Origin of the sequence: Ligilactobacillus animalis KCTC 3501 = DSM 20602 (assembly GCF_001434535.1) — a bacterium.
Taxonomy (GTDB): domain Bacteria; phylum Bacillota; class Bacilli; order Lactobacillales; family Lactobacillaceae; genus Ligilactobacillus; species Ligilactobacillus animalis.
In genome coordinates, this window is sequence record NZ_AYYW01000025.1 from 127,134 (window position 1) to 146,498 (window position 19,365).

General features: G+C 41.8%; 18 protein-coding genes. 1 reads left to right on the forward strand and 17 read right to left on the reverse strand.

The window, feature by feature from the left end; all coding sequences use genetic code 11:
• Nucleotides 1–79: 79 nt before the first annotated feature.
• The 15 genes from trxB to FC30_RS04345 form a co-directional block, all read right to left on the reverse strand.
• The gene (trxB, locus tag FC30_RS04275; protein ID WP_010689401.1) at nt 80–1,006 is read right to left on the reverse strand and encodes a thioredoxin-disulfide reductase; all 927 of its coding nucleotides are present in this window, start codon (nt 1,004–1,006) and stop codon (nt 80–82) included.
• Between the two features lie 74 nt (nt 1,007–1,080).
• Complete coding sequence (gene lgt / locus FC30_RS04280) at nt 1,081–1,923, reverse strand: prolipoprotein diacylglyceryl transferase (RefSeq protein WP_010689403.1); 843 nt, start codon at nt 1,921–1,923, stop codon at nt 1,081–1,083.
• A gap of 10 nt (nt 1,924–1,933) precedes the next feature.
• Entirely contained in the window at nt 1,934–2,878 is a 945-nt protein-coding gene (gene hprK, locus FC30_RS04285) for an HPr(Ser) kinase/phosphatase (protein WP_010689405.1), read from the reverse strand.
• Nucleotides 2,879–3,095: 217 nt separating this feature from the next.
• Nucleotides 3,096–3,452 (reverse strand): phage holin family protein, encoded by a 357-nt coding sequence (locus FC30_RS04290; RefSeq protein WP_004048289.1) that lies wholly within the window; start codon nt 3,450–3,452, stop codon nt 3,096–3,098.
• 1 nt (nt 3,453) lies between these two features.
• Nucleotides 3,454–3,777 (reverse strand): PspC domain-containing protein, encoded by a 324-nt coding sequence (locus tag FC30_RS04295; RefSeq protein WP_010689407.1) that lies wholly within the window; start codon nt 3,775–3,777, stop codon nt 3,454–3,456.
• 25 nt (nt 3,778–3,802) lie between these two features.
• Nucleotides 3,803–5,182, reverse strand: a complete 1,380-nt coding sequence (locus tag FC30_RS04300) for a sensor histidine kinase (RefSeq protein WP_010689408.1) — start codon at nt 5,180–5,182, stop codon at nt 3,803–3,805.
• On the reverse strand, nt 5,175–5,888 hold the full coding sequence (locus FC30_RS04305; protein WP_029507339.1) for a response regulator transcription factor: 714 nt from the start codon (nt 5,886–5,888) through the stop codon (nt 5,175–5,177). The genes FC30_RS04300 and FC30_RS04305 overlap by 8 nt, the downstream gene beginning before the upstream one ends.
• Before the next feature lie 45 nt (nt 5,889–5,933).
• Nucleotides 5,934–7,076, reverse strand: coding sequence for a PDZ domain-containing protein (locus FC30_RS04310; RefSeq protein ID WP_010689412.1), 1,143 nt, complete (start codon nt 7,074–7,076; stop codon nt 5,934–5,936).
• Between the two features lie 195 nt (nt 7,077–7,271).
• Nucleotides 7,272–8,159, reverse strand: coding sequence for a permease-like cell division protein FtsX (gene ftsX, locus FC30_RS04315; protein ID WP_010689413.1), 888 nt, complete (start codon nt 8,157–8,159; stop codon nt 7,272–7,274).
• Nucleotides 8,140–8,835: a cell division ATP-binding protein FtsE gene (gene ftsE / locus FC30_RS04320; RefSeq protein ID WP_010689414.1), complete on the reverse strand. Its 696-nt coding sequence runs from the start codon at nt 8,833–8,835 to the stop codon at nt 8,140–8,142. The genes ftsX and ftsE overlap by 20 nt, the downstream gene beginning before the upstream one ends.
• Before the next feature lie 20 nt (nt 8,836–8,855).
• A protein-coding gene (gene prfB / locus FC30_RS04325; protein WP_191975474.1) for a peptide chain release factor 2 occupies nt 8,856–9,972 on the reverse strand; the annotation gives its coding sequence in 2 pieces (ribosomal slippage) (nt 8,856–9,899 and nt 9,901–9,972; 1,116 coding nt in all).
• Between the two features lie 75 nt (nt 9,973–10,047).
• Nucleotides 10,048–12,408 carry a preprotein translocase subunit SecA gene (secA, locus tag FC30_RS04330; RefSeq protein ID WP_010689416.1) on the reverse strand — a complete coding sequence of 787 codons (2,361 nt, stop codon included), beginning with the start codon at nt 12,406–12,408 and terminating at the stop codon, nt 10,048–10,050.
• A 157-nt stretch (nt 12,409–12,565) separates the two neighbouring features.
• Entirely contained in the window at nt 12,566–13,120 is a 555-nt protein-coding gene (hpf, locus tag FC30_RS04335; protein WP_004048318.1) for a ribosome hibernation-promoting factor, HPF/YfiA family, read from the reverse strand.
• Between the two features lie 150 nt (nt 13,121–13,270).
• Nucleotides 13,271–13,960, reverse strand: coding sequence for a ComF family protein (locus FC30_RS04340; RefSeq protein WP_029507340.1), 690 nt, complete (start codon nt 13,958–13,960; stop codon nt 13,271–13,273).
• Complete coding sequence (locus FC30_RS04345; RefSeq protein ID WP_010689418.1) at nt 13,941–15,287, reverse strand: ATP-dependent helicase ComFA; 1,347 nt, start codon at nt 15,285–15,287, stop codon at nt 13,941–13,943. The genes FC30_RS04340 and FC30_RS04345 overlap by 20 nt, the downstream gene beginning before the upstream one ends.
• Nucleotides 15,288–15,440: 153 nt before the next feature.
• Between FC30_RS04345 and FC30_RS04350 the strand changes: the two genes are divergently transcribed.
• Nucleotides 15,441–16,088 (forward strand): YigZ family protein, encoded by a 648-nt coding sequence (locus FC30_RS04350; protein ID WP_010689419.1) that lies wholly within the window; start codon nt 15,441–15,443, stop codon nt 16,086–16,088.
• Between the two features lie 45 nt (nt 16,089–16,133).
• Here FC30_RS04350 and FC30_RS04355 read toward each other — a convergent pair whose 3' ends face one another.
• Nucleotides 16,134–17,228 (reverse strand): glycosyltransferase family 4 protein, encoded by a 1,095-nt coding sequence (locus FC30_RS04355; protein WP_010689420.1) that lies wholly within the window; start codon nt 17,226–17,228, stop codon nt 16,134–16,136.
• 162 nt (nt 17,229–17,390) lie between these two features.
• On the reverse strand, nt 17,391–19,220 hold the full coding sequence (locus FC30_RS04360) for an APC family permease (protein ID WP_010689421.1): 1,830 nt from the start codon (nt 19,218–19,220) through the stop codon (nt 17,391–17,393).
• Nucleotides 19,221–19,365 lie beyond the last annotated feature (145 nt).

Below are 19,365 nucleotides of genomic sequence, written 5' to 3' on the forward strand. Positions count from 1 at the left end.
ACAAGCACTTTTACGCTTACAAAAAATTTATTCGATATCAAAAAGCACTAGCAGTAAAACTACCACTAGTGCTATTCGTTTAATCCTTCAAGCTTTCTATATAATTGAACGCCTGTTGCCCAGCAATACTTCCATCGCCAACAGCGGTCGTGATCTGGCGTAATTCTTTAGCCCGAACATCGCCGATCGCATAAACACCAGGTAAACTAGTCCGCATCAACTCATCGGTATTGATCCAGCCCTGTTCATCAGTGATCCCAAGCGCTTTGAACGGTTCAGTCAAAGGAATGACCCCCACATAGATAAAGACACCATTGACCTTTAATTCACCGTCTTCACCGGTCTTTTTGTTATGTGTCGATACACTCGTGACTTTTTGCCCATCGCCATTGATCTTTGTTACGACCGTATCCCATGTAAAGTCGATCTTATCGTTAGCAAAAGCACGCTCTTGCAAGATCTTTTGGGCCCGTAATTGGTCTCTACGGTGGATGATATTGACATTTGAAGCTAACTTAGACAAATAGACACCCTCTTCAACGGCGGAATCACCGCCACCGATCACGGCTAGTGGCTGATCTTTAAAGAAAGCACCATCACAAACTGCACAATAAGAAACACCCCGACCAGCATATTCGGCTTCGCCTTCAACACCTAATTTCCGGTATTGCGAACCTGTGGCAATGATCACAACAGGTGCTTCATATGTTTCATTATCGGTAATGACTTGTTTTAGATCACCATTGACTTCAACTTTTTCAACGCTACCGTATGCATATTCTGCTCCGAATTGGATCGCGCCTTGATACATTTTTTCAGCTAAGTCTGGTCCTAAGATCGACTTAAATCCGGGATAATTTTCAACTTCAGCGGTATTGTTCATTTGACCACCATAGATTCCACGGTCTAAGATCAAAACCGACAAATTAGCCCGTGAAGCATATAAGCCAGCCGTCAAGCCCCCAGGACCTGCACCGATCACGATCACATCATATTTTTTAGCCATAATATCTTCACCTTCCTATTTACTTGATGATACTCTTCTAAAATTGCTGAAACAACTTCAAATATTAAGCTCAATTATTTAAGCTCTCGCCCGTATTTAACATTTCCGGCTAAATACCAAGGTTCATTGGGACGATAATAACGCCGATATGCGATCAAAATGATCGCCCCAATAAACAAGATGACTGACAACCATTGCGAAACGCGCAAAGCACCTAACATCAAGCTATCTGTTCGCATCCCTTCAATGAAAAATCTGCCAAAGGAATACCAAGCGACATAAGTCAAAAAGATCTCGCCTCGTTTAAAGAGATGCTTACGATGGCGTAACAACATCAAGATCACAAAGCCTAAGATATCCCACACCGACTCATACAAAAAGGTCGGTTGGTAATAGATCCCGTTGATATTCATCTGGTCAATGATAAATCCGGGCAAATGCAAGCTCGTCAAAAATGCATGTGATACGGCTTCACCATGGGCTTCTTGATTGATGAAATTGCCCCACCGACCGATACCTTGAGCTAAGATCACAGTTGGCGAAATGATATCTAAAAATAGCCAAGCCGACAACTGTTTCTTACGGCAGAAGATCACTAAAACGAGCAATGCGCCCAACAAGCCACCATAGATCGCGATCCCGCCATCCCAGATCCGATAGATCTCACTAAGATCATTTTGATAATACTGCCATTGGAAAATGACATAGTAAGCTCGCGCACTGATCAAAGCGATCGGTAGCGCCCATAAGATATAATCATAAAAATCATCGGCGGGGACTTGTCTTTTCTTACCTTCACTAACTGCAAGGTATAAGGCTAATAAAACCGCACATCCAATGATCACTCCATACCAGTGGACCTGCAGTCCCCCTAGACTAAAAGCGATCGGATCGATGACACCTAAACTAAAATTCAATTCTCAACACCTATTTCTCTTCTGCTGAATTTTCACTGATCAACTCATTTAAATTACGTTCAAAGGCCTTTGTCGCATCATAGCCCATCGTCTTTGCCCGATAATTCATTGCAGCGGCTTCAATGATGATCGCTAAGTTGCGCCCAACTTTCACTGGGATCGAGATCTTAGGTATTTCAACATCAAAGATCGTTACCCGTTGCTCACCGTTCCCTAAACGATCGAATTGTTTATCTTTTTCCCAATTTTCCAAATGGATGATCAAAGAGATATCAGTCTTCGCTCTGACAGCACCTGCCCCAAAGAGATTCATGACATCGATGATCCCGACACCTCTGATCTCTAACAAATGGCGTAAGATCCGTGGTGCTTCACCGATCAATGTCTGTTCATCTTGTTGGTGAACCTCAACGCGGTCATCGGCGATCAATCGATGCCCACGTTTGATAAGATCAAGCGCCGTTTCAGATTTACCAACACCTGAATCGCCAGTGATCAATACCCCAAGACCATAAATATCAACTAAGACCCCATGTAACGATTTACGTTGGGCTAAACGACCACTCAAATAATCGGTCAACTTAGCTGAAACACGTGTCGTTGGCAATTTAGTCCGTAAGATCGGAATATGATGTTCTTCAGCCGCAGCTTTCATTTCAGCTGGAACGGCTAAATAACGTGAGACCACAAAGCATGGCGTGTTGGGACCACAAAGTTCATCCATGATCTTTTTGCGCGCTTCTGAACTCATCTTATTACCATATGAGATTTCCGTCATCCCAAAAAGTTGGATCCGCTCTTCTGGATAATAATCAAAGTAGCCGGTCAATTCCAACCCAGGACGTGAAATGTCTTCGGTCGTGATCTGGCGTTCTTCTAAGTATTGTTCTCCAGAATAGACTTCTAAATTACTGATATCTGCTACTAATTTTTTTACACTAACAGTATTCGCCATTTGTCTTCTGCTATATAAACGTGAACTAGCATGATAATCATGCTATAGAAAGAAATATAGCTTTTCCCTTCTTGATTTATTTACCATCAGCATATCGCCTGACCTAATGCTGATAGTTTAAAGATGTCGTCCATCTCTGCTTGATCCACTCCACATTTCATCTTTCTAAAAGGATCTAACTACAGATAATTCTAATCGTGAAAAGCGTTTTCAGCAATTAATAATTACTATTTTGTGTGGTGTAGTTGGTGATCACTAAGTTTACGATACTTAAAATGATCGCCACCATCATCGCCGACCAAAAACTTGAAAACTCAAACGAATTTCCGACCAAAAACGAGGTCAATTCCAACATAAAGGCATTGATGAACAGGTAAAAGATCCCCAAAGTCATCACTGTGATCGGTAAAGATAAGATGACCAATAACGGTTTGACGAACATGTTCAACAAACCCAAAATGATCGCAGCTAGACAAGCGATCCACACGCTTGAAACGTGAAAATAAGTTGGGAAAAAGCCCGCTGTTGCTAAAAAGACCAATACGGTGATCAAAGTTCGTTGCCAAAAATTCATCTTATTTGCCTCCCTTTTTATTTTGCTTAACATCTCTTTCTTTAGCATCTGTCACTGGACGGCGCTTTTCTTCTTGTTGGCCAAAGCGACTGAGCAAGGTAGAGACGTCATTATACTTTTCATTGGGATGTTTAGGTAGATAAAGTGCCAAACCTAAATATAACAAGATCGGAACATAAACTAATAGTGGCACTAACTTGCAAGCGACTGCGACCACTAAAAAGATGGTCCGAACGACCCATGGTGAAATATTAAAATACTCGGCGATCCCGGCACAAACACCGCAGATCACTGAATCATTGGAGCGATAAAGTTTCTTTCTCATTCTCATTTTTCCTCTCTTTTCATTCTTATGTTAAAAATAACGGTAAAGTCACCGTAAATTTGGTTCCATTTTTGTACGGACTCATGACAACGATCTGCCCGGATAAAGCCTCGACTGCCTCTTTAACGATCGCTAAGCCTAAGCCACTTCCTTCAGCTGAGCGCGCTTTATCTGCGCGGTAGAAGCGCTCATAGATCCGCTCTTTATCAGCTTGAGCAAGAGTTTGACCTGTGTTATAGACAACTAAACGCCACTCATTAGCTGAGCTAGTAGCTGTGAGTTTGATCTTACCATCTACTACATTATATCTGATAGCATTTTGGATCAAATTGCTGATTATATGTTGTAGATACTTGATATCACAACTTATCTCAAAGTCATCCGGGATCTGCAACTCGATCGCTAAATTTTTAGCCTTACTTTGAGCTAAATAGCTGGCTAAGATCCGCTCGCAAAATGCTTTGAGCTTGATCTGCTCTAATTTTAATTCCTGCGTTCTTTTATTATGGGCAAGTGCCGAGATATCCTCGATCAACTCGGTCAACTGCTGACTTTGTTCAAAGATGATCTGCACAAAATCACGTGCGGTCTTCTTATCATCCAAGGCTCCAGCTAAAAGTGTCTCACTGAATCCTTGGATCGCAGTTAGCGGCGTCTTTAATTCATGACTCGCATTTGCCATGAATTCACGCTGCTTGACCTCTAATTGCTTGATCTCAGTCACATCATTAAAGATACACATCACTGAATAATGGTGGCGACTCAAGGGAACATAGACTACCTGCACCTCAAACCACTCATTGCTCTGAGCAACCTTTTTTTGCCACAGGAGCCGTTGATCTTCTTTAGTCTGGTAGACTTTTTGGGTAACAGCGATCAGCTCGACTGCCGTAAATACTTGATAAAACGGCTGACCCTTGAGCTCTGTTGTATTTAATATACTGGCTAACACATGATTATACAAGACCGTTTGTTTACGCTGATCAAAGACGATCACGCCACTGGTCAACGACTGTAACAGCGTTAAATAGTCACGATTTTGTTGCTGATAACTTCGTAAAAGGTTACGCTGATTAGATTGCAGGCGATTCACCAAACGGGAGAGTTGATAATACTCATCATCTTTTGGTAATAGGACATGGCGACTTGGCTGATTTTCAACTAATTCACTTAGCTTTTTGAGCAACAAGGCTTGGCTAGCTAAGCGCCGTTTTGCTTGGCGTTTAAAAAAGAGATAGTTGCCTAATGCCACTAAGATCACCGCTAAAAAGATCCAAGCTGCTCCTTCTTCTTGCCACACAGTCAAAAAATGTTCATGAAAGATCATGCCATAAACCAAGCCGACTGCTAAAACTTCGCCTAACGATAGTAATAAATATTGCCATAGTTCACGCATCTCAGTCATCAGTTCCACCATTGAAGCGATAGCCAAAGCCACGTAAAGTTTCTATATACTTTGGCTTTTTAGGATCTGGCTCTAATTTTTCACGCAGATGGCTGACGTGCATATCGATCATGCGCGTTTGGCCCACATAATCATAGCCCCAGACGCCGTTCAATAATTTCTCACGACTCAAGACTCTTCCCGGGCGTTTGATAAAATAGGCCAATAGCTCAAACTCTTTTGGGGTCAAAGCTACGGTCTGATCATTTGCCGTGACCTTGACTCGTTCTAGATCCACTGTGAAATTTGGATATTTAAAAAGTGTTTGCGTATCAACTTTTGGTGTAGGTGTTACTTCTTTAGGTGTGATCCGCCGACTGATCGCTTTTAAGCGCGCGATGACTTCTCGAGGCGAAAACGGCTTAGTCAAATAGTCATCCGCTCCTAATTCTAATCCGATGATCTTATCAAGCTCTTGATCGCGTGCTGTAATGATCAAGATCGGGGTCATCACTTTTTCTTGCCGCAAGCGTTTAGTTATCTCTAAGCCATCTAATTTAGGTAACATCACATCTAACAAAATAAAATCATATTCATTGTTCAAAGCTAGTTCATAGCCCGCTTGACCGTCACTGCTAGTTGTCGTTTGGTAACCTGCCTGCTCTAAATTATACTTGAGCAGGGTCTTTATCGCAGTGTCATCTTCAACTACTAATACTTTTTTCACGTTCATCTACGACCTTGTTTCACCAAAGTCGTCCCCCTTTGCATCTTATTCAAATAATACCAATCCGATCTCATGTGGTGAATCAGCATAGATCGCACTTTCAGCTAATTTCAATTCACCTTCAAAGTTTTTGACTTTTAAACGACAATAAGCCGGACTTTTTTGTAATGCTTCATAAAGTTCATCACCTGTAGCTACTTTTATCCCGTTACATTCAAGGATGATATCACCAACTTCAAGTTTCATCTTAGCTGCTGGTGTCTCTGGTTTGACCGCTACGATCCGTACACCCTCCGAAGTTTCCACATACCAACGTTTAGCATCATGGTCGGCTTTCAAACGACCAAAAGCTTGGGCGACCAAGATCAATAACAGCCCAGCGATCCCGTAAAAGCCTACTACTGGTACAAAATATGCTACTAATGCTAAAAGACCAGCTAAAAATGCAATCAGATAACTTTGGCGTTGGCGTAAGTGTAAAGCTTCTTTTGGTTGTTGCTTATAGATCTTGCAAAAAGCCCCCACAAATAGTGGCACTACCATAAAATGCGTTAAATACTGGCTCGGGTCAAGCCACTGTTGCCAAGAATCAAAATTCATTCCCGGTATAAACATGATCAGTGGAAAGACCGTGAATTCACGCCAAGTATAACCCGCTATCCGGCGCCCACGTTTACCGGCAAAGATCTTAGGACTAAACCATTCAGCTTTATTTTCACGGGCTAAAAAAGCTTGGAAAAGAGCTAAGATCGCAGTTAAAAGCAAAATAGCACTGCCAAAGCGAGTTCCCAGTTCATGAGGTAAAATATAGCTTGCCCAACTAGCATCACTTCCAAACGGCGTCTCACTCAAGACAAAGGTCACCGCTCCAGTGACCAAAAGTGCTGCTAGACTAAGATCGCCTACATTGATGAACAAAAGTGCCACGACTGCTAAGATCTGGTATAAAACCAATGTCTGCGTTGGTAAACTCAGTCCAAAGATAAGCGCAAACAATGACCCCAGCACTAAAAATAACAAGCCATGTTTGATAAAATGCCGTGCTTCATAAAAATCCCGATCGATCGCGATCCGAAAATTACGACGTTCATTTTTTAAGCGTAATTGATAAGATATCAAGGTCATCAAGATCCCCGCCCAAAATAGCGGCTGGATAAAAAAGAGACCCACACTTTTTAAAAGTTGCAAAGACTCCAGTCCTTTCTAAGTGTTTGGTTACATTATAACAATTTTTGCGGATGAAACATACTTATAGCTTTGAAAACCATCATAACCAAAAAGACTGTGCCATAAGTTTAACAATACACAAAGGGTCCACCACGATGCCAAACATCATGGTGGACCCTTCGGTGTGTTGACCGCATTGGCCTACACTATTAATTACTAAATTTTTAAGAAACGGCTCATTGAAAGACCAGAACCTAAAGCCCCGATAATGATCCCGATCGCAGCTAACAAGAGATCAATCTGCCATAAGAATGTTCCTGGCGTCAACAATTGATAACCTGTACTTGCCATTGAACTTGACATAATACCGTATAACCATAAATAAGCGATATCGACCAAGACGATCGGTAAAATAGCCCCTAAAAAGCCCGTCCAAGCGCCTTCTAAGATAAATGGCCAGCGAATATAACTATTAGTTGCCCCAACTAAACGCATGATCGCAATTTCATTGCTCCGTGATAAGATAGTGATCCGGATCGTGTTAGAGATCAAGAAGACTGCCACAAAGAGCAAGAGCAAACTGATCACTAATCCCCAACGTTGGATCGCAGCTACCGCCTTAAATAACTTCTTGGCTGAAGCTCCACCGTATCGTGTATCATACACATATTGTAACTTTTTAGCTTTTTTAGCTACACTGATCGTTTCAGCTGGGGAATTCGTATCAACGATAAAAATATCGTAAAGTGGGTTATCGTCACCCTTGAATAATTGAAATTCTTTCCCATAAGTTCCGACCACGTTGTTCAACTCGTTTTTCTTACTTGAAAAACTGATCTTTTGAACACCATCGATCTTTTGTAATTTTGCTTTCAACTGTGCTTGTTGTTCTTTGGTTGCATCACGATCGATAACGACCCGAACTTGCACATCATTTTCAACATCATGAGCAACTTTATTGATATTTAGCAAGATCGAAAGTAAAACTCCGACTAAGATCAAAGTCACAGTTACCGCACTAACAGCGGCAACTGACATCCAACCATTGCGTTTTAAGCTCTTTAAACTTTCCTTCAAATGGCGCTTAAGCGTGACTGTTTTCATCAGTATAATCCCCCTCTTCTTGATCTCGAACGATCTTGCCATCCGAAATTTCGATCACGCGATGCCGATATTCATTTACAATAAAGCTATTGTGGGTCGCCATAACGATCGTTGTACCTTCTTGATTGATCTTTTCTAAGATATCCATGATCCCACGAGCTGTGTCTGGATCAAGGTTACCCGTTGGTTCATCGGCGATCAAGATCGTTGGTTTGTTTGCGATCGCACGTGCAATTGCGACACGTTGTTGTTCCCCACCGGACAATGCATCTGGGAAACTATCTTTTTTATCAGCTAGACCAACAAGATCTAAGACATGAGCGACCCGTTTTTCAACTTCTTCAGGTTCTTTTTCGATAACATGAAGCGCATAAGCTACATTTTCAAAAACAGTCAGGCGTGGTAATAGTTTGAAATCTTGGAACACGATCCCTAATTCACGCCGTAAAAAAGGAACCTCATGATTTCTCATACTCTCTAAGTTATAGTCATTTACCTTGATATGACCCGAAGTAGGTACTTCTTCATGATACATCATTTTGATAAAGGTCGATTTCCCTGCCCCACTAGGACCAACGACATAAACAAAGTCGCCTTGCTCGATCTTTAAGGAAATGTGATCATTTGCCAATGTATCGCCGTCATATTTTTTGACAACATCTTTATATTCTATCAAGCTGTTTCTTCCTTTCTTTTTTAGCTTGGATTTGTTTTTTGTAATTTCCATTGGAGATAAGCATTGATAAAACCATCTAGATCTCCATCCATTACTGCTTGCGTATTACCTGTTTCAAAATTGGTCCGGTGATCTTTGACCATTGAATATGGGTGGAAGACATAGGAACGGATCTGAGAGCCCCAACCGATATCTAGTTGCTCGCCCTGGATCTCAGCCCGTTTTTTCTCTTGTTCTTCTAATTCGATCTGATACAGTTTCGAGCGTAACATTTTTTCAGCGGTCGCCCGGTTTTGGAATTGCGAACGCTGAGCTTGACTGGACACAACGATCCCCGTTGGTTCGTGGATCAAGCGCACAGCTGATGAGGTCTTGTTGATATGCTGTCCCCCAGCACCACTAGCTCGGAAGACTTCCATCTTGATATCTTCTGGACGCAACTCAACTTCCACATCATCATCCAACTCAGGCATAACGTTGACCGAAGCAAATGATGTGTGCCGACGACCAGCCGAATCAAAAGGTGAGATCCGGACTAAACGATGAACACCTTTTTCACCACGTAAATAGCCATATGCATTATGCCCCGAGATCGTCAGTGTTACCGACTTGATCCCAGCTTCATCACCAGGTTGATAGTCTTGGGTCGTGACCGTGAAATTGTGTTGCTCGGCCCAACGAGTATACATTCGTAACAACATTGAACCCCAATCTTGTGATTCGGTCCCCCCAGCACCGGGGTGGATCTCCAAGATCGTATCATCTTTGTCGTAAGGCTCATTTAGCAATAATGTCAGCTGATAACTTTCTAACTTTTGCTTAGTCGCAGTATAGTTTTCCGCTAATTCAGACAACATTTCGTCCTCGGGTGCTTCTTGGACCAATTCATACAAAACTTCTAGTTCTTCGACCGCCGTAGCTAATTGATGAAAATTATCATATTTAGCCTTGAGCTCGTTATTTTCGTTGATGACCGTCTGAGCTTTAGTTTGATCATCCCAAAACCCCGGTTCAGCCATTTTCATTTCATTTTCTGAAATGAGTTCTTCCAGACCTTCTAAGTCAAAGAGACCCCCTAAAGTCCGAAATTTTAGCTTTCATCGCTTCGATTTCTTTCTTATATTCATTGATTTCCATAATTATTCCCTCAATTACAAATTACTCGTATGTAAGTCAAAAGAAGATCAGTCAAAACTGGTCTTCTTCTAACTACTAGCGACTAATATTTTGACGGATCTCAGCTTTCAAGAAGAGACGGGTCACATCATACTCAATGTCACCGACCATTTGCTCAAACATTCTGAAACCGTCTGATTGATATTCAACTAATGGATTTAGCTGACCATAACCACGCAACCCGATCGATTGACGTAATTGATCCATCTCATCGATATGATCAGTCCAACGGGCATCGACCACGCGCAAGATAACAACTTTTTCAAATTCTAGCATTTGCGCTTTATCATTCAATTGTGCTTCTTTAGCAGCATAGTTTTCTTCAGCCTTTTGCATCAAGTAAGAAACGATCTCTTCTTGGCTCTTACCTGCAAAATCATCTTTACTGATGCTATCTTCATTGACCATTGCACCGATCGCAAAATCAACGATCCCATCCAAATTCCAGTCTTTTTTATCGCCGACAGTATTCATTTGAACGTTATGTTCGACCGTCCGCTGGATCATCGGCATGATAACTGGCTTCAAGGATTCAGTTTCCATGATGACTTGTTGGCGTTGTGAGTAGATGACTTCACGTTGAGACCGCATCACGTCGTCGTATTGTAAAACTTGCTTACGTGTATCGTAGTTATTACCTTCGACCCGTTTTTGCGCTGATTCTACTTGGCGCGTGATCATCTTGGATTGGATCACAGTATCATCCGAGATGTTCATCGTTTCATAGAAATGTTTGATACGTTCAGAACCAAAACGCAGCATCAGATCATCTTCAAGTGAAAGGTAGAACTGTGTCACACCAGGGTCACCTTGACGCCCAGAACGACCACGCAACTGATTATCGATACGGCGTGATTCATGACGTTCGGTCCCGATAACAGCCAAACCACCGATCTCACGCACACCAGGTCCTAACTTGATATCAGTCCCACGACCAGCCATGTTTGTTGCGATCGTTACGGCGCCACGTTGGCCAGCATTAACGACGATCTCAGCTTCTTTAGCGTGATTTTTAGCATTCAATACGGCATGTGGGATCCCCGCTTGGTCTAACATTTGAGATAATAACTCAGATGTTTCGACCGCTACCGTACCGACCAAAACTGGTTGCCCCGTTGCATGGCGTTCCTTGATATCTTCGACTACGGCTTTAAACTTACTTTCCAAAGTTGGATATAACAGATCCGGACGGTCCTCACGCAAGATTGGACGGTTCGTTGGGATCGTTACGACTTCCATGTTGTAAATTTCACGGAATTCTTCTTTTTCAGTTTTAGCTGTCCCAGTCATCCCTGAGAGCTTTTTGTACATTCTAAAGAAGTTTTGGTAAGTGATGTTAGCCATCGTCTTAGTTTCTTCTTCGATCTTAACGTGTTCTTTAGCTTCGATCGCTTGGTGCAAACCATCTGAATAACGCCGACCATCCATGATACGTCCAGTAAATTGGTCAACGATCATGACTTCATCATTTTGGACCACATAATCTTTATCACGTAGCATGATGTAGTTAGCACGTAAAGCATTATCTAAGTGGTGGTTCAAAGCTGTATTGTCAGGATCAAATAAGTTAGTCAAACCAAAATATTTTTCACCTTTTTGGATACCTTCTTCGGTCAAGGAAACAGTCTTTGATTCCAGATCAACTTTAAAATCTTCGTCTTTTTTCAACGTCTTAGCAAAGCGATCAGCCCGAGTATATAACTGCGTAGCTGCAGTTGCTTGCCCCGAAATGATCAACGGTGTTCTCGCTTCATCGATCAAGATCGAATCGACCTCATCGACGATAACAAAGTTCAATGGACGTTGGACCATATCTTCACGGTAGACCACCATGTTATCACGCAAGTAGTCAAAACCAAGCTCACTGTTAGTTGAATATGTGATATCACAAGCATAAGCTTCACGTTTTTCTTCTGGAGTCTTATCCGCAACGTTCAACCCTACCGTTAAACCGAGCCAGTTATACAATTCACCCATCTCAGTAGCATCACGACTTGAAAGATATTCGTTAACGGTAACAACGTGGACCCCTTCACCTGATAAGGCATTAAGGTAGACCGGCATTGTCGCGGTCAAGGTTTTACCTTCACCAGTCCGCATTTCGGCAATATTACCTTCATGTAACACTGTACCCCCGATGATCTGGACCCGGTAAGGATATAGCCCCAACACACGTTTAGCCCCTTCGCGTGCGACCGCAAAGGCTTCCGGCAAGAGATCATCTAAAGTTTCACCATTTTGATAACGTTGTTTAAATTCAGGGGTCTTTGCTTTTAATTCTTCATCAGACAAAGCTTCCATGTCATTGGCATAAGCTTCGACTTGATCAGCGATCTTTCCAAGGCGTTTTAATTCGCGTTTATCGCTTTCGACCCATTTTTTTAGGACATTTGCCATTTACTTTATAAATCCTTTCTGCAACGATTACATTATTTTTTTCAAATAAAAATATACTTCTTCTTATTTTAGCATTTTATTGGTGCTCAAACAATTACAATTAGACTACAAAAAGCGCCTGAACTAAATCAGGCGCTTAAAGCATCACAAGGATAGCTTAGTTATTAGCTTCGATCAAGCCGTAACGACCATCTCTACGACGATAGACAATGTTTGTGCCTTCAGTTTCTGCATCTTCATAGATAAAGAAATCATGACCTAACATATCCATTTGCAAGATAGCCTCTTCTACGTCCATTGGTTTCAATGAAACGCTCTTTGTACGGACAACTTCGAATTTTTTATCTTCTTTTTCAGCTTGTTTTGGATCTTCGGTCGGAACGAATTCCATATGCTTGAAACCCTTTTCGCGTGATTTGCGATTGAGCTTTGTCTTATATTTTCTGATTTGGCGTTCAAGCTTATCCGTTACCAGATCAATGCTTGCATACATATCTGGTGAGGTCTCTTCGGCACGCAATACCAAATATGGAAGCGGGATCGTAACTTCTACCTTGCTGTTCTTGTCAGAATACACTTTAAGATTTACGTGAGCGGTAGAATTAGATGTATCCTCAAAATACTTTTCAAGTTTGGAAAGTTTCTTTTCCACATATTCACGGATCGCACCCGTAACCTCAATATTTTCACCACGAACATTAATCTTTAACATGATAACCTCTCCTTTCACAACTAAGCATTTTATATGCTTAAAAGACTAGGTATATACTTTATTAGTCTTACCTTATCTCTATTTTTATTATAATAGAAAGCGGTTAAATTAACAATTAATAACCACTCAACATTTATAAAATTTTATATATTAACGGGCTAGTGTCACTGAGCGTACACAGCCACAATTATGGGCCAACAACAATTCACGCGCATGATATAAGGTACTACCTGTCGTATAAATATCATCTACTAACAAAATATTTTTACGTTCTAGATCAGCTGGGCCTTGATAGCCAAAAGGTTGCGGCGTTGCCAGTCTCTCTTGTCGTGATTTATGCGACTGCGGACAACGGCCAAATTTTTTTAAATGATATAGATACATTTTCTTGGGTATATCTGGTAAAAAACCAACAACTTGATCAAAGCCTCGGGTAGCTAAGGTTTGTTCATCTACAGGGATCACGACTATTGACCATCCCCGGCGTAAATACTTCTTACAGTAAGCTTGCAATGCTTTGGCAAATATTTGGCGCAAACGGTAGTCCCCTTGAAATTTATAAGCTTCAAAGTACGCACGCATATTAGGTTCGGCATAGACGTAAAAGACCTTGTTGTACAATAATTCTTTTTGCAAATTGCGCCAGCGAAGACAATCTTGGCACAATTTACGCTGGGTTTGTTTACGCCCACAGCCCGGACAACTCGTTTTCTCAGCGATCGCAATAAACTTTTGATGGCACTTTTCGCAGATCGGTACAGTTTCAAAAGCTTGGAAGCTAAAAAACCAGCGCCATGAAAAATCAAACGCTAATGTAGCGTTACAAAGTAGACACTTCATCATTTTTTAACAACTGCGTAGCCTTTTTATTCAAAAGCTTGATCTGTTTTTTAGCTGCGCGTAAAGCCGATGTCATTTCCTGATAAGCCAAGATCACATCTCCTGTTGGGTAGTCTTTATCTCTGCCAACACGGCCCGCGATCTGAACTAAGACCGTCTCAGAAAAGACCGGCGCATCGGCTTGCAATACCATGACATTCAAACGAGCGATCGTGATCCCACGTTCAAGGATAGTAGTCGTTACTAAATAGCAATCGCTCCCAGTGCGCAAATTTTTGACTTTTTGCAGTCGGTCAGGATCAAGAGCCGAAACACATTCCCCCTTTATCGCAGGCCAAAAATGCTGTAACTCTTCCAAAATTGGCTTTAGTAAGGCGATCTGGGGCACAAACACTAGAAAAGGTGTTTTATTTTTTATCCACTTGGCGAGATATCTTTTGATCCTTGCTTCAATTTTTTGTTTGGGGAAGTAAAGCTTGACCAATGTTATTTCGGGTAATAAATGCCGATGATAACGCAGCGGTAGACAAGTCACCGCTAGCTTTTCTTGGTGGATCTGTTGTTTTAAATAACGATCAGGGGTCGCCGTCAGATATAGCGTACTCGAATTTATTTTTTTAGCATTCGCGACGGTATAATGCAATTGATGGTCATTAACATAAGGAAAAGCATCGACTTCATCGATCACCAATAGATCGAATGCGTGATAAAACCGCAATAATTGATGCACTGTGCACACTACTAACTGGGTGTAGGTATATTCTTGACCACTATTTTGATACAATAAACTGCTTTTGACTTTAGGGAATACCTGGCACAAACGCGGATATAATTCGTTACAAACATCGACCCGCGGTGTTGCCAAACAGACCCGCTGCTGGTTTAATAACGCAAAATTTAGTGCTTCAAATAGCATTTCGGTCTTCCCTGCTCCAGTTACCGCCCATAATAGCCGTTCTTGTTTGCGTTTGACCGTTTGCAATAATTCTTTGGCAGCCTTTTTCTGCCACAAAGATAACCTTGGCTTTTTCTCCAACAGATCTTGGGAATACTTTTTAAAATCGTTGGCTTCGGGTATACTATAAAGTGACATGGTCGTCGTCAAGCGCCCCCACGCTAAGCAAGCAGGACAATAATAACTCTTATCTGGTAGCGCATAATTTGTTCTTGGCGCCTGAAAACCACAGCGTTGACAAAATAAGCGTCCTTTTTTTATGATGACAGCTGGCCATTGTTTGAGCTCAGTTGAATCTAAGGCTACACCTAGAGCTTGGAGCTGTGGACTACTTACTTGACGACCCATCAACAAATTCAATGTTTTTTCCATTTTTTCACCTCACTTATAAGATACGCAAACTAGGCGTAAAATTATTTGTGAGTTTCAAAAATAATAGTAGTAAGGTCTGTGAAGCTACTAAAAGAATAACTCTTTAAGGGGGAAGCTATAGCCTTTTGATTTCACAATATAGCTATATTTTACTTGGATAAACCATATCTTACCTTAAAACAAGATGGTGTGATCGAGATCGTGATCAAAAAATCACAATTCATCTGTAATATCAAACGAACTGAAACCGAAGAAGAAGCTCGAGCCTTTATCGAGGAGATCAAAACCAAACATCGCAAGGCTACTCATAACTGTTTTGCCTACACTTTAGGCCTAAACGACGAGATCCAACGGGAAAGTGACAATGGTGAACCCTCTGGGACTGCTGGCGTACCTATGTTGGATGTGCTTAAGAAAAATCAAGTGCATAATGTTTGCGCCGTAGTGACACGCTACTTCGGTGGGATCAAACTAGGAACCGGTGGCTTGATCCGTGCTTATGGTGGCGCCGTTGCCCAAGCCCTAAAAGAATTAGGGATCGTCAAACGCGTCGTCCAAACTGAACTTTCACTAAAAGTCAGCTACCCATTATTAGGCAAGCTACAAAATTATCTGGAAAGTCAGCCCGTATTTACCTTGGCGACGAACTACACCGAAGAAGTCGAGGTCGTGATCGCTGTCGATATGGATCTGGCTGATGAATTAGCAACTAAGATCACCGACTTACTGAATGGTCGCGTAACGATCACCGTTGGGGAAAATCGCTATCACGAGATCGATTTTGATCCCCATCAAGCCTAAAAAATACGCCATCCTTGATCTGGGATGGCGTATTTTTTATGTAATTCATTTATGTTCAAATAAACGACTGACTTTCAAAACTAAATGTTTGATCCCATTCAATAAAGGCTGGCGTGTATCTCCAACCAAGCCGATCGCTTCAACAAATAGTTCTAAACCAAATAATGTTGCAACCGTCAGTAAGATCGAACCCCATAAATTGGACAAGGGGTATAGCAATGAGATAAACGAAAAGATCAATGCGATCCCATAGATCACCAACACTGTCTGGCGGTGGGTCAATCCCATCTGCATCAAGCGATGGTGCAAGTGATGCTTATCGGCTTGTGAGATTGGCTTTTTATTCAAGAGTCGACGTAAGATCGCATATAAAGTATCCGTGATCGGTACTCCTAAAATGATCACCGGGATGATCAACGTGATAAAAGTTGCATTCTTCAAACCATAAAGCGAGAAGACAGAGATCATAAAGCCGATAAACAGCGAACCGGTATCCCCCAAATAGATCTTAGCAGGATGAAAATTATACGGTAAAAAGCCCAATAAAGCAGCTACCAAGGTCGCCATCATGATCGAAATAAATGTCGACGTCACGTTCAAGAAGAAATATCCCGTCAGTGCACTAGTCGAAAGCGCAATGATCGCGACACCTGTAGCCAGACCATCCAAGCCATCGATCAAATTGACAGCGTTAGTGATCCCTAAGATCCAGATCAAAGTTATCGGTAAACTAAACCAGCCTAGAGAAACGACTCCAAGAAACGGTAGCGTCAAAGTCGTCATTTTGATATTAGCAATAAAATAAACTACCAATGCTGCCAGTGTGATCCCTAAAACTTTTTGGCGCGGTTTTAATTCAAAAATATCATCGATCATTCCCGTCACGATGATCAAGCTTTGCGCCAATAATAACGCAACTAATTGTTTTAAGGGATATTGATCGCGTAATAAAAAGAAATTTGTCGTATTAAATGCAACAAAAATGGCTAAGCCCCCCATGGTCGGCATCGGCACCCGATTAACTCGCCGGGCATTGGGATTATCAACTGCTCCGACTCGAAAAGATAGGCGCCGGACCAATGGAGTCAGCACTAAAGCTAGGACAAATGTTGCTAACAACGACGCAAGGATTTTGTACATATAGCGTCCTCTTTCCATCAAATCCTCAAATGTTGAGAATTCATTATCAGCTAAAAAGCCTATAATTCAAGTATCATTTTACCATAAACCAGCGAATGGGTCATTTTTTGCGTGAGAAAAATTAAAAAAGGGCCGTGAAGCAATCTCCACGACCCCGATATTCTATTTTTTCAAGTGGTAGCTATAAGTCGACACGATAATATTTTCGTGGGCTCCTAAAGCTGACCGCAAACGTAAGCTCGTTTGATTATGCAAGATATTTTGCCAAGGTTTCTTCGGTACAAACTGCGGTACCAAGACCGTCAACGAGTAATTGCGCTGTTTAGCATCCTTAGCGATCACATCGCAAAAGCGCAAAACTGGGGGCACGACCGACCGATATGAAGAATGCAGATCGACAAAGCGAACATCTGGAAACGCCATTTTGAATTCCTGTGCCGTTTCGTGTTCTTTTTTAGGATTAGTATCAAACGAAACATGCATTGCGATCACATTATCACTGATCGAACGTGCATAGTTGATCGCCCCAGTCGTTACGTGTGTGACCGAGCTAACTAGCACGATGACCGTTGAACCAGAATAATCATGCAATTGTTGTTCTTCACTTAAACGCAATTGCGCCGCTACAGTAACATAATGACTATGGATCTTGTAAAAACCAAAGAGCAGTACCGGCATAATGATCAAATATGGCCAAACATTGTCAAAGTGTAACCAGAATAAAAAGACCACTAAAGCAAAGGAGATCACTGCCCCCAATAGGTTAAAACAAGAATTTAAGATCCAATGTTTGCCCTTGTGGCGTTTCCAATGGATCAACATCCCTGCTTGTGAGAGCGTAAACGGTACGAAGACCCCGACCGCATACAATGGGATCAATAAATTAGTCTGGCCTTTGAAGATAAAGATCAATACGATCGCCCCGATCGCTAATGCAATGATCCCATTAGAATAGCCCAAACGATCGCCTTTATCCATAAACATATGAGGCATAAATTTATCCTTGGCCAAGTTATAGGCTAAGATCGGAAAGGCCGAAAAGCCAGTATTGGCAGCCACCGCCAAGATCATGGCCGTTGACAATTGCAGTAGGTAGTAGAAAATACCGTGACCAAAAACGGCACCTGCGATCTGAGAAAGCACCGTTTGTTTAGGATCAGGTAAAACACCTAGATAATAACTCAAAAAGGTGATCCCACTAAAGAAGACCGCTAAAATCAATGACATGATCGCCAAGGTATTCGCCGCATTGCGCTTTTTAGGCTCTTTAAAATTAGGAACTGCATTACTGATGGCTTCTACCCCAGTCAATGAAGATGAACCCGCTGAAAAAGCTTTTAAAAACAGCAATAACGACATCCCTGGTACCGCATCACCAATATGAGCTGCGGCTGAATATTGGATCTTACCCGTTGCGATATTAAACAAACCCAAAGCGACCATCGAAACGATCATGATCACAAAAAAGTACACTGGGATCGTCAAAAATGAAGCCGATTCACGCATCCCACGTAAATTCAACGTCATAATAAATAAGACGATCACGACCGAGATAAAAACGCTGTGTGCTTGTAAACTTGGGATCGCTGAGGTAATAGCTTCTGTCCCAGATGTAACTGAAACAGCCACAGTCAACATATAATCAACTAAAAGTGATCCACCAGCAACTAAGCCTGCGCTCGTCCCCCAGTTTTTGGTCGCAACTACATAAGCTCCACCCCCAGAAGGATAAGCATTGATGATCTGACGATACGACATCGTGATCGCAAACAATAAGAGTAACACGATCCCAGCAGCTGGTAATGCATACCAGGTCGCAGCAGCCGATAAAATAAATAATGCTGTTGTGATCTGCTCTGTCCCGTATGCCACTGATGACAACGCATCCGAGGAAAGTAAGGCCAAAGCTTTGAATTTAGTCAAAGACTGCCCACTTTCTTCAGCAGTTTTTAGCGGTTGTCCGATCAATAATCTCTTTAAATATCGATACATAAACAGAAAACCCCCTTTTAGCTAGTTAGCCATTTTGATAGCTACTGGCTGATTAGATTTTAAATTCAAAATTCCTAGGTCACTTCAAAGAGTAACAGTTGAATTTTACACCAATCTCACAAAAAAAGCACCCTAAAATTTTAGG

Excerpts from the sequence above, each read along its gene's own strand:
- trxB (WP_010689401.1), bottom strand. The coding sequence starts at position 1,006 with ATGGCTAAAAAATATGATGTGATCGTGATCGGTGCAGGTCCTGGGGGC.
- FC30_RS04300 (WP_010689408.1), bottom strand. The coding sequence starts at position 5,182 with ATGACTGAGATGCGTGAACTATGGCAATATTTATTACTATCGTTAGGC.
- secA (WP_010689416.1), bottom strand. The coding sequence starts at position 12,408 with ATGGCAAATGTCCTAAAAAAATGGGTCGAAAGCGATAAACGCGAATTA.
- hprK (WP_010689405.1), bottom strand. The coding sequence starts at position 2,878 with ATGGCGAATACTGTTAGTGTAAAAAAATTAGTAGCAGATATCAGTAAT.
- FC30_RS04295 (WP_010689407.1), bottom strand. The coding sequence starts at position 3,777 with ATGAGAAAGAAACTTTATCGCTCCAATGATTCAGTGATCTGCGGTGTT.
- FC30_RS04360 (WP_010689421.1), bottom strand. The coding sequence starts at position 19,220 with ATGTATCGATATTTAAAGAGATTATTGATCGGACAACCGCTAAAAACT.
- FC30_RS04355 (WP_010689420.1), bottom strand. The coding sequence starts at position 17,228 with ATGTACAAAATCCTTGCGTCGTTGTTAGCAACATTTGTCCTAGCTTTA.
- FC30_RS04290 (WP_004048289.1), bottom strand. The coding sequence starts at position 3,452 with ATGAATTTTTGGCAACGAACTTTGATCACCGTATTGGTCTTTTTAGCA.
- hpf (WP_004048318.1), bottom strand. The coding sequence starts at position 13,120 with ATGTTAAAGATTAATGTTCGTGGTGAAAATATTGAGGTTACGGGTGCG.
- FC30_RS04345 (WP_010689418.1), bottom strand. The coding sequence starts at position 15,287 with ATGGAAAAAACATTGAATTTGTTGATGGGTCGTCAAGTAAGTAGTCCA.
- ftsX (WP_010689413.1), bottom strand. The coding sequence starts at position 8,159 with ATGAAAACAGTCACGCTTAAGCGCCATTTGAAGGAAAGTTTAAAGAGC.
- FC30_RS04340 (WP_029507340.1), bottom strand. The coding sequence starts at position 13,960 with ATGAAGTGTCTACTTTGTAACGCTACATTAGCGTTTGATTTTTCATGG.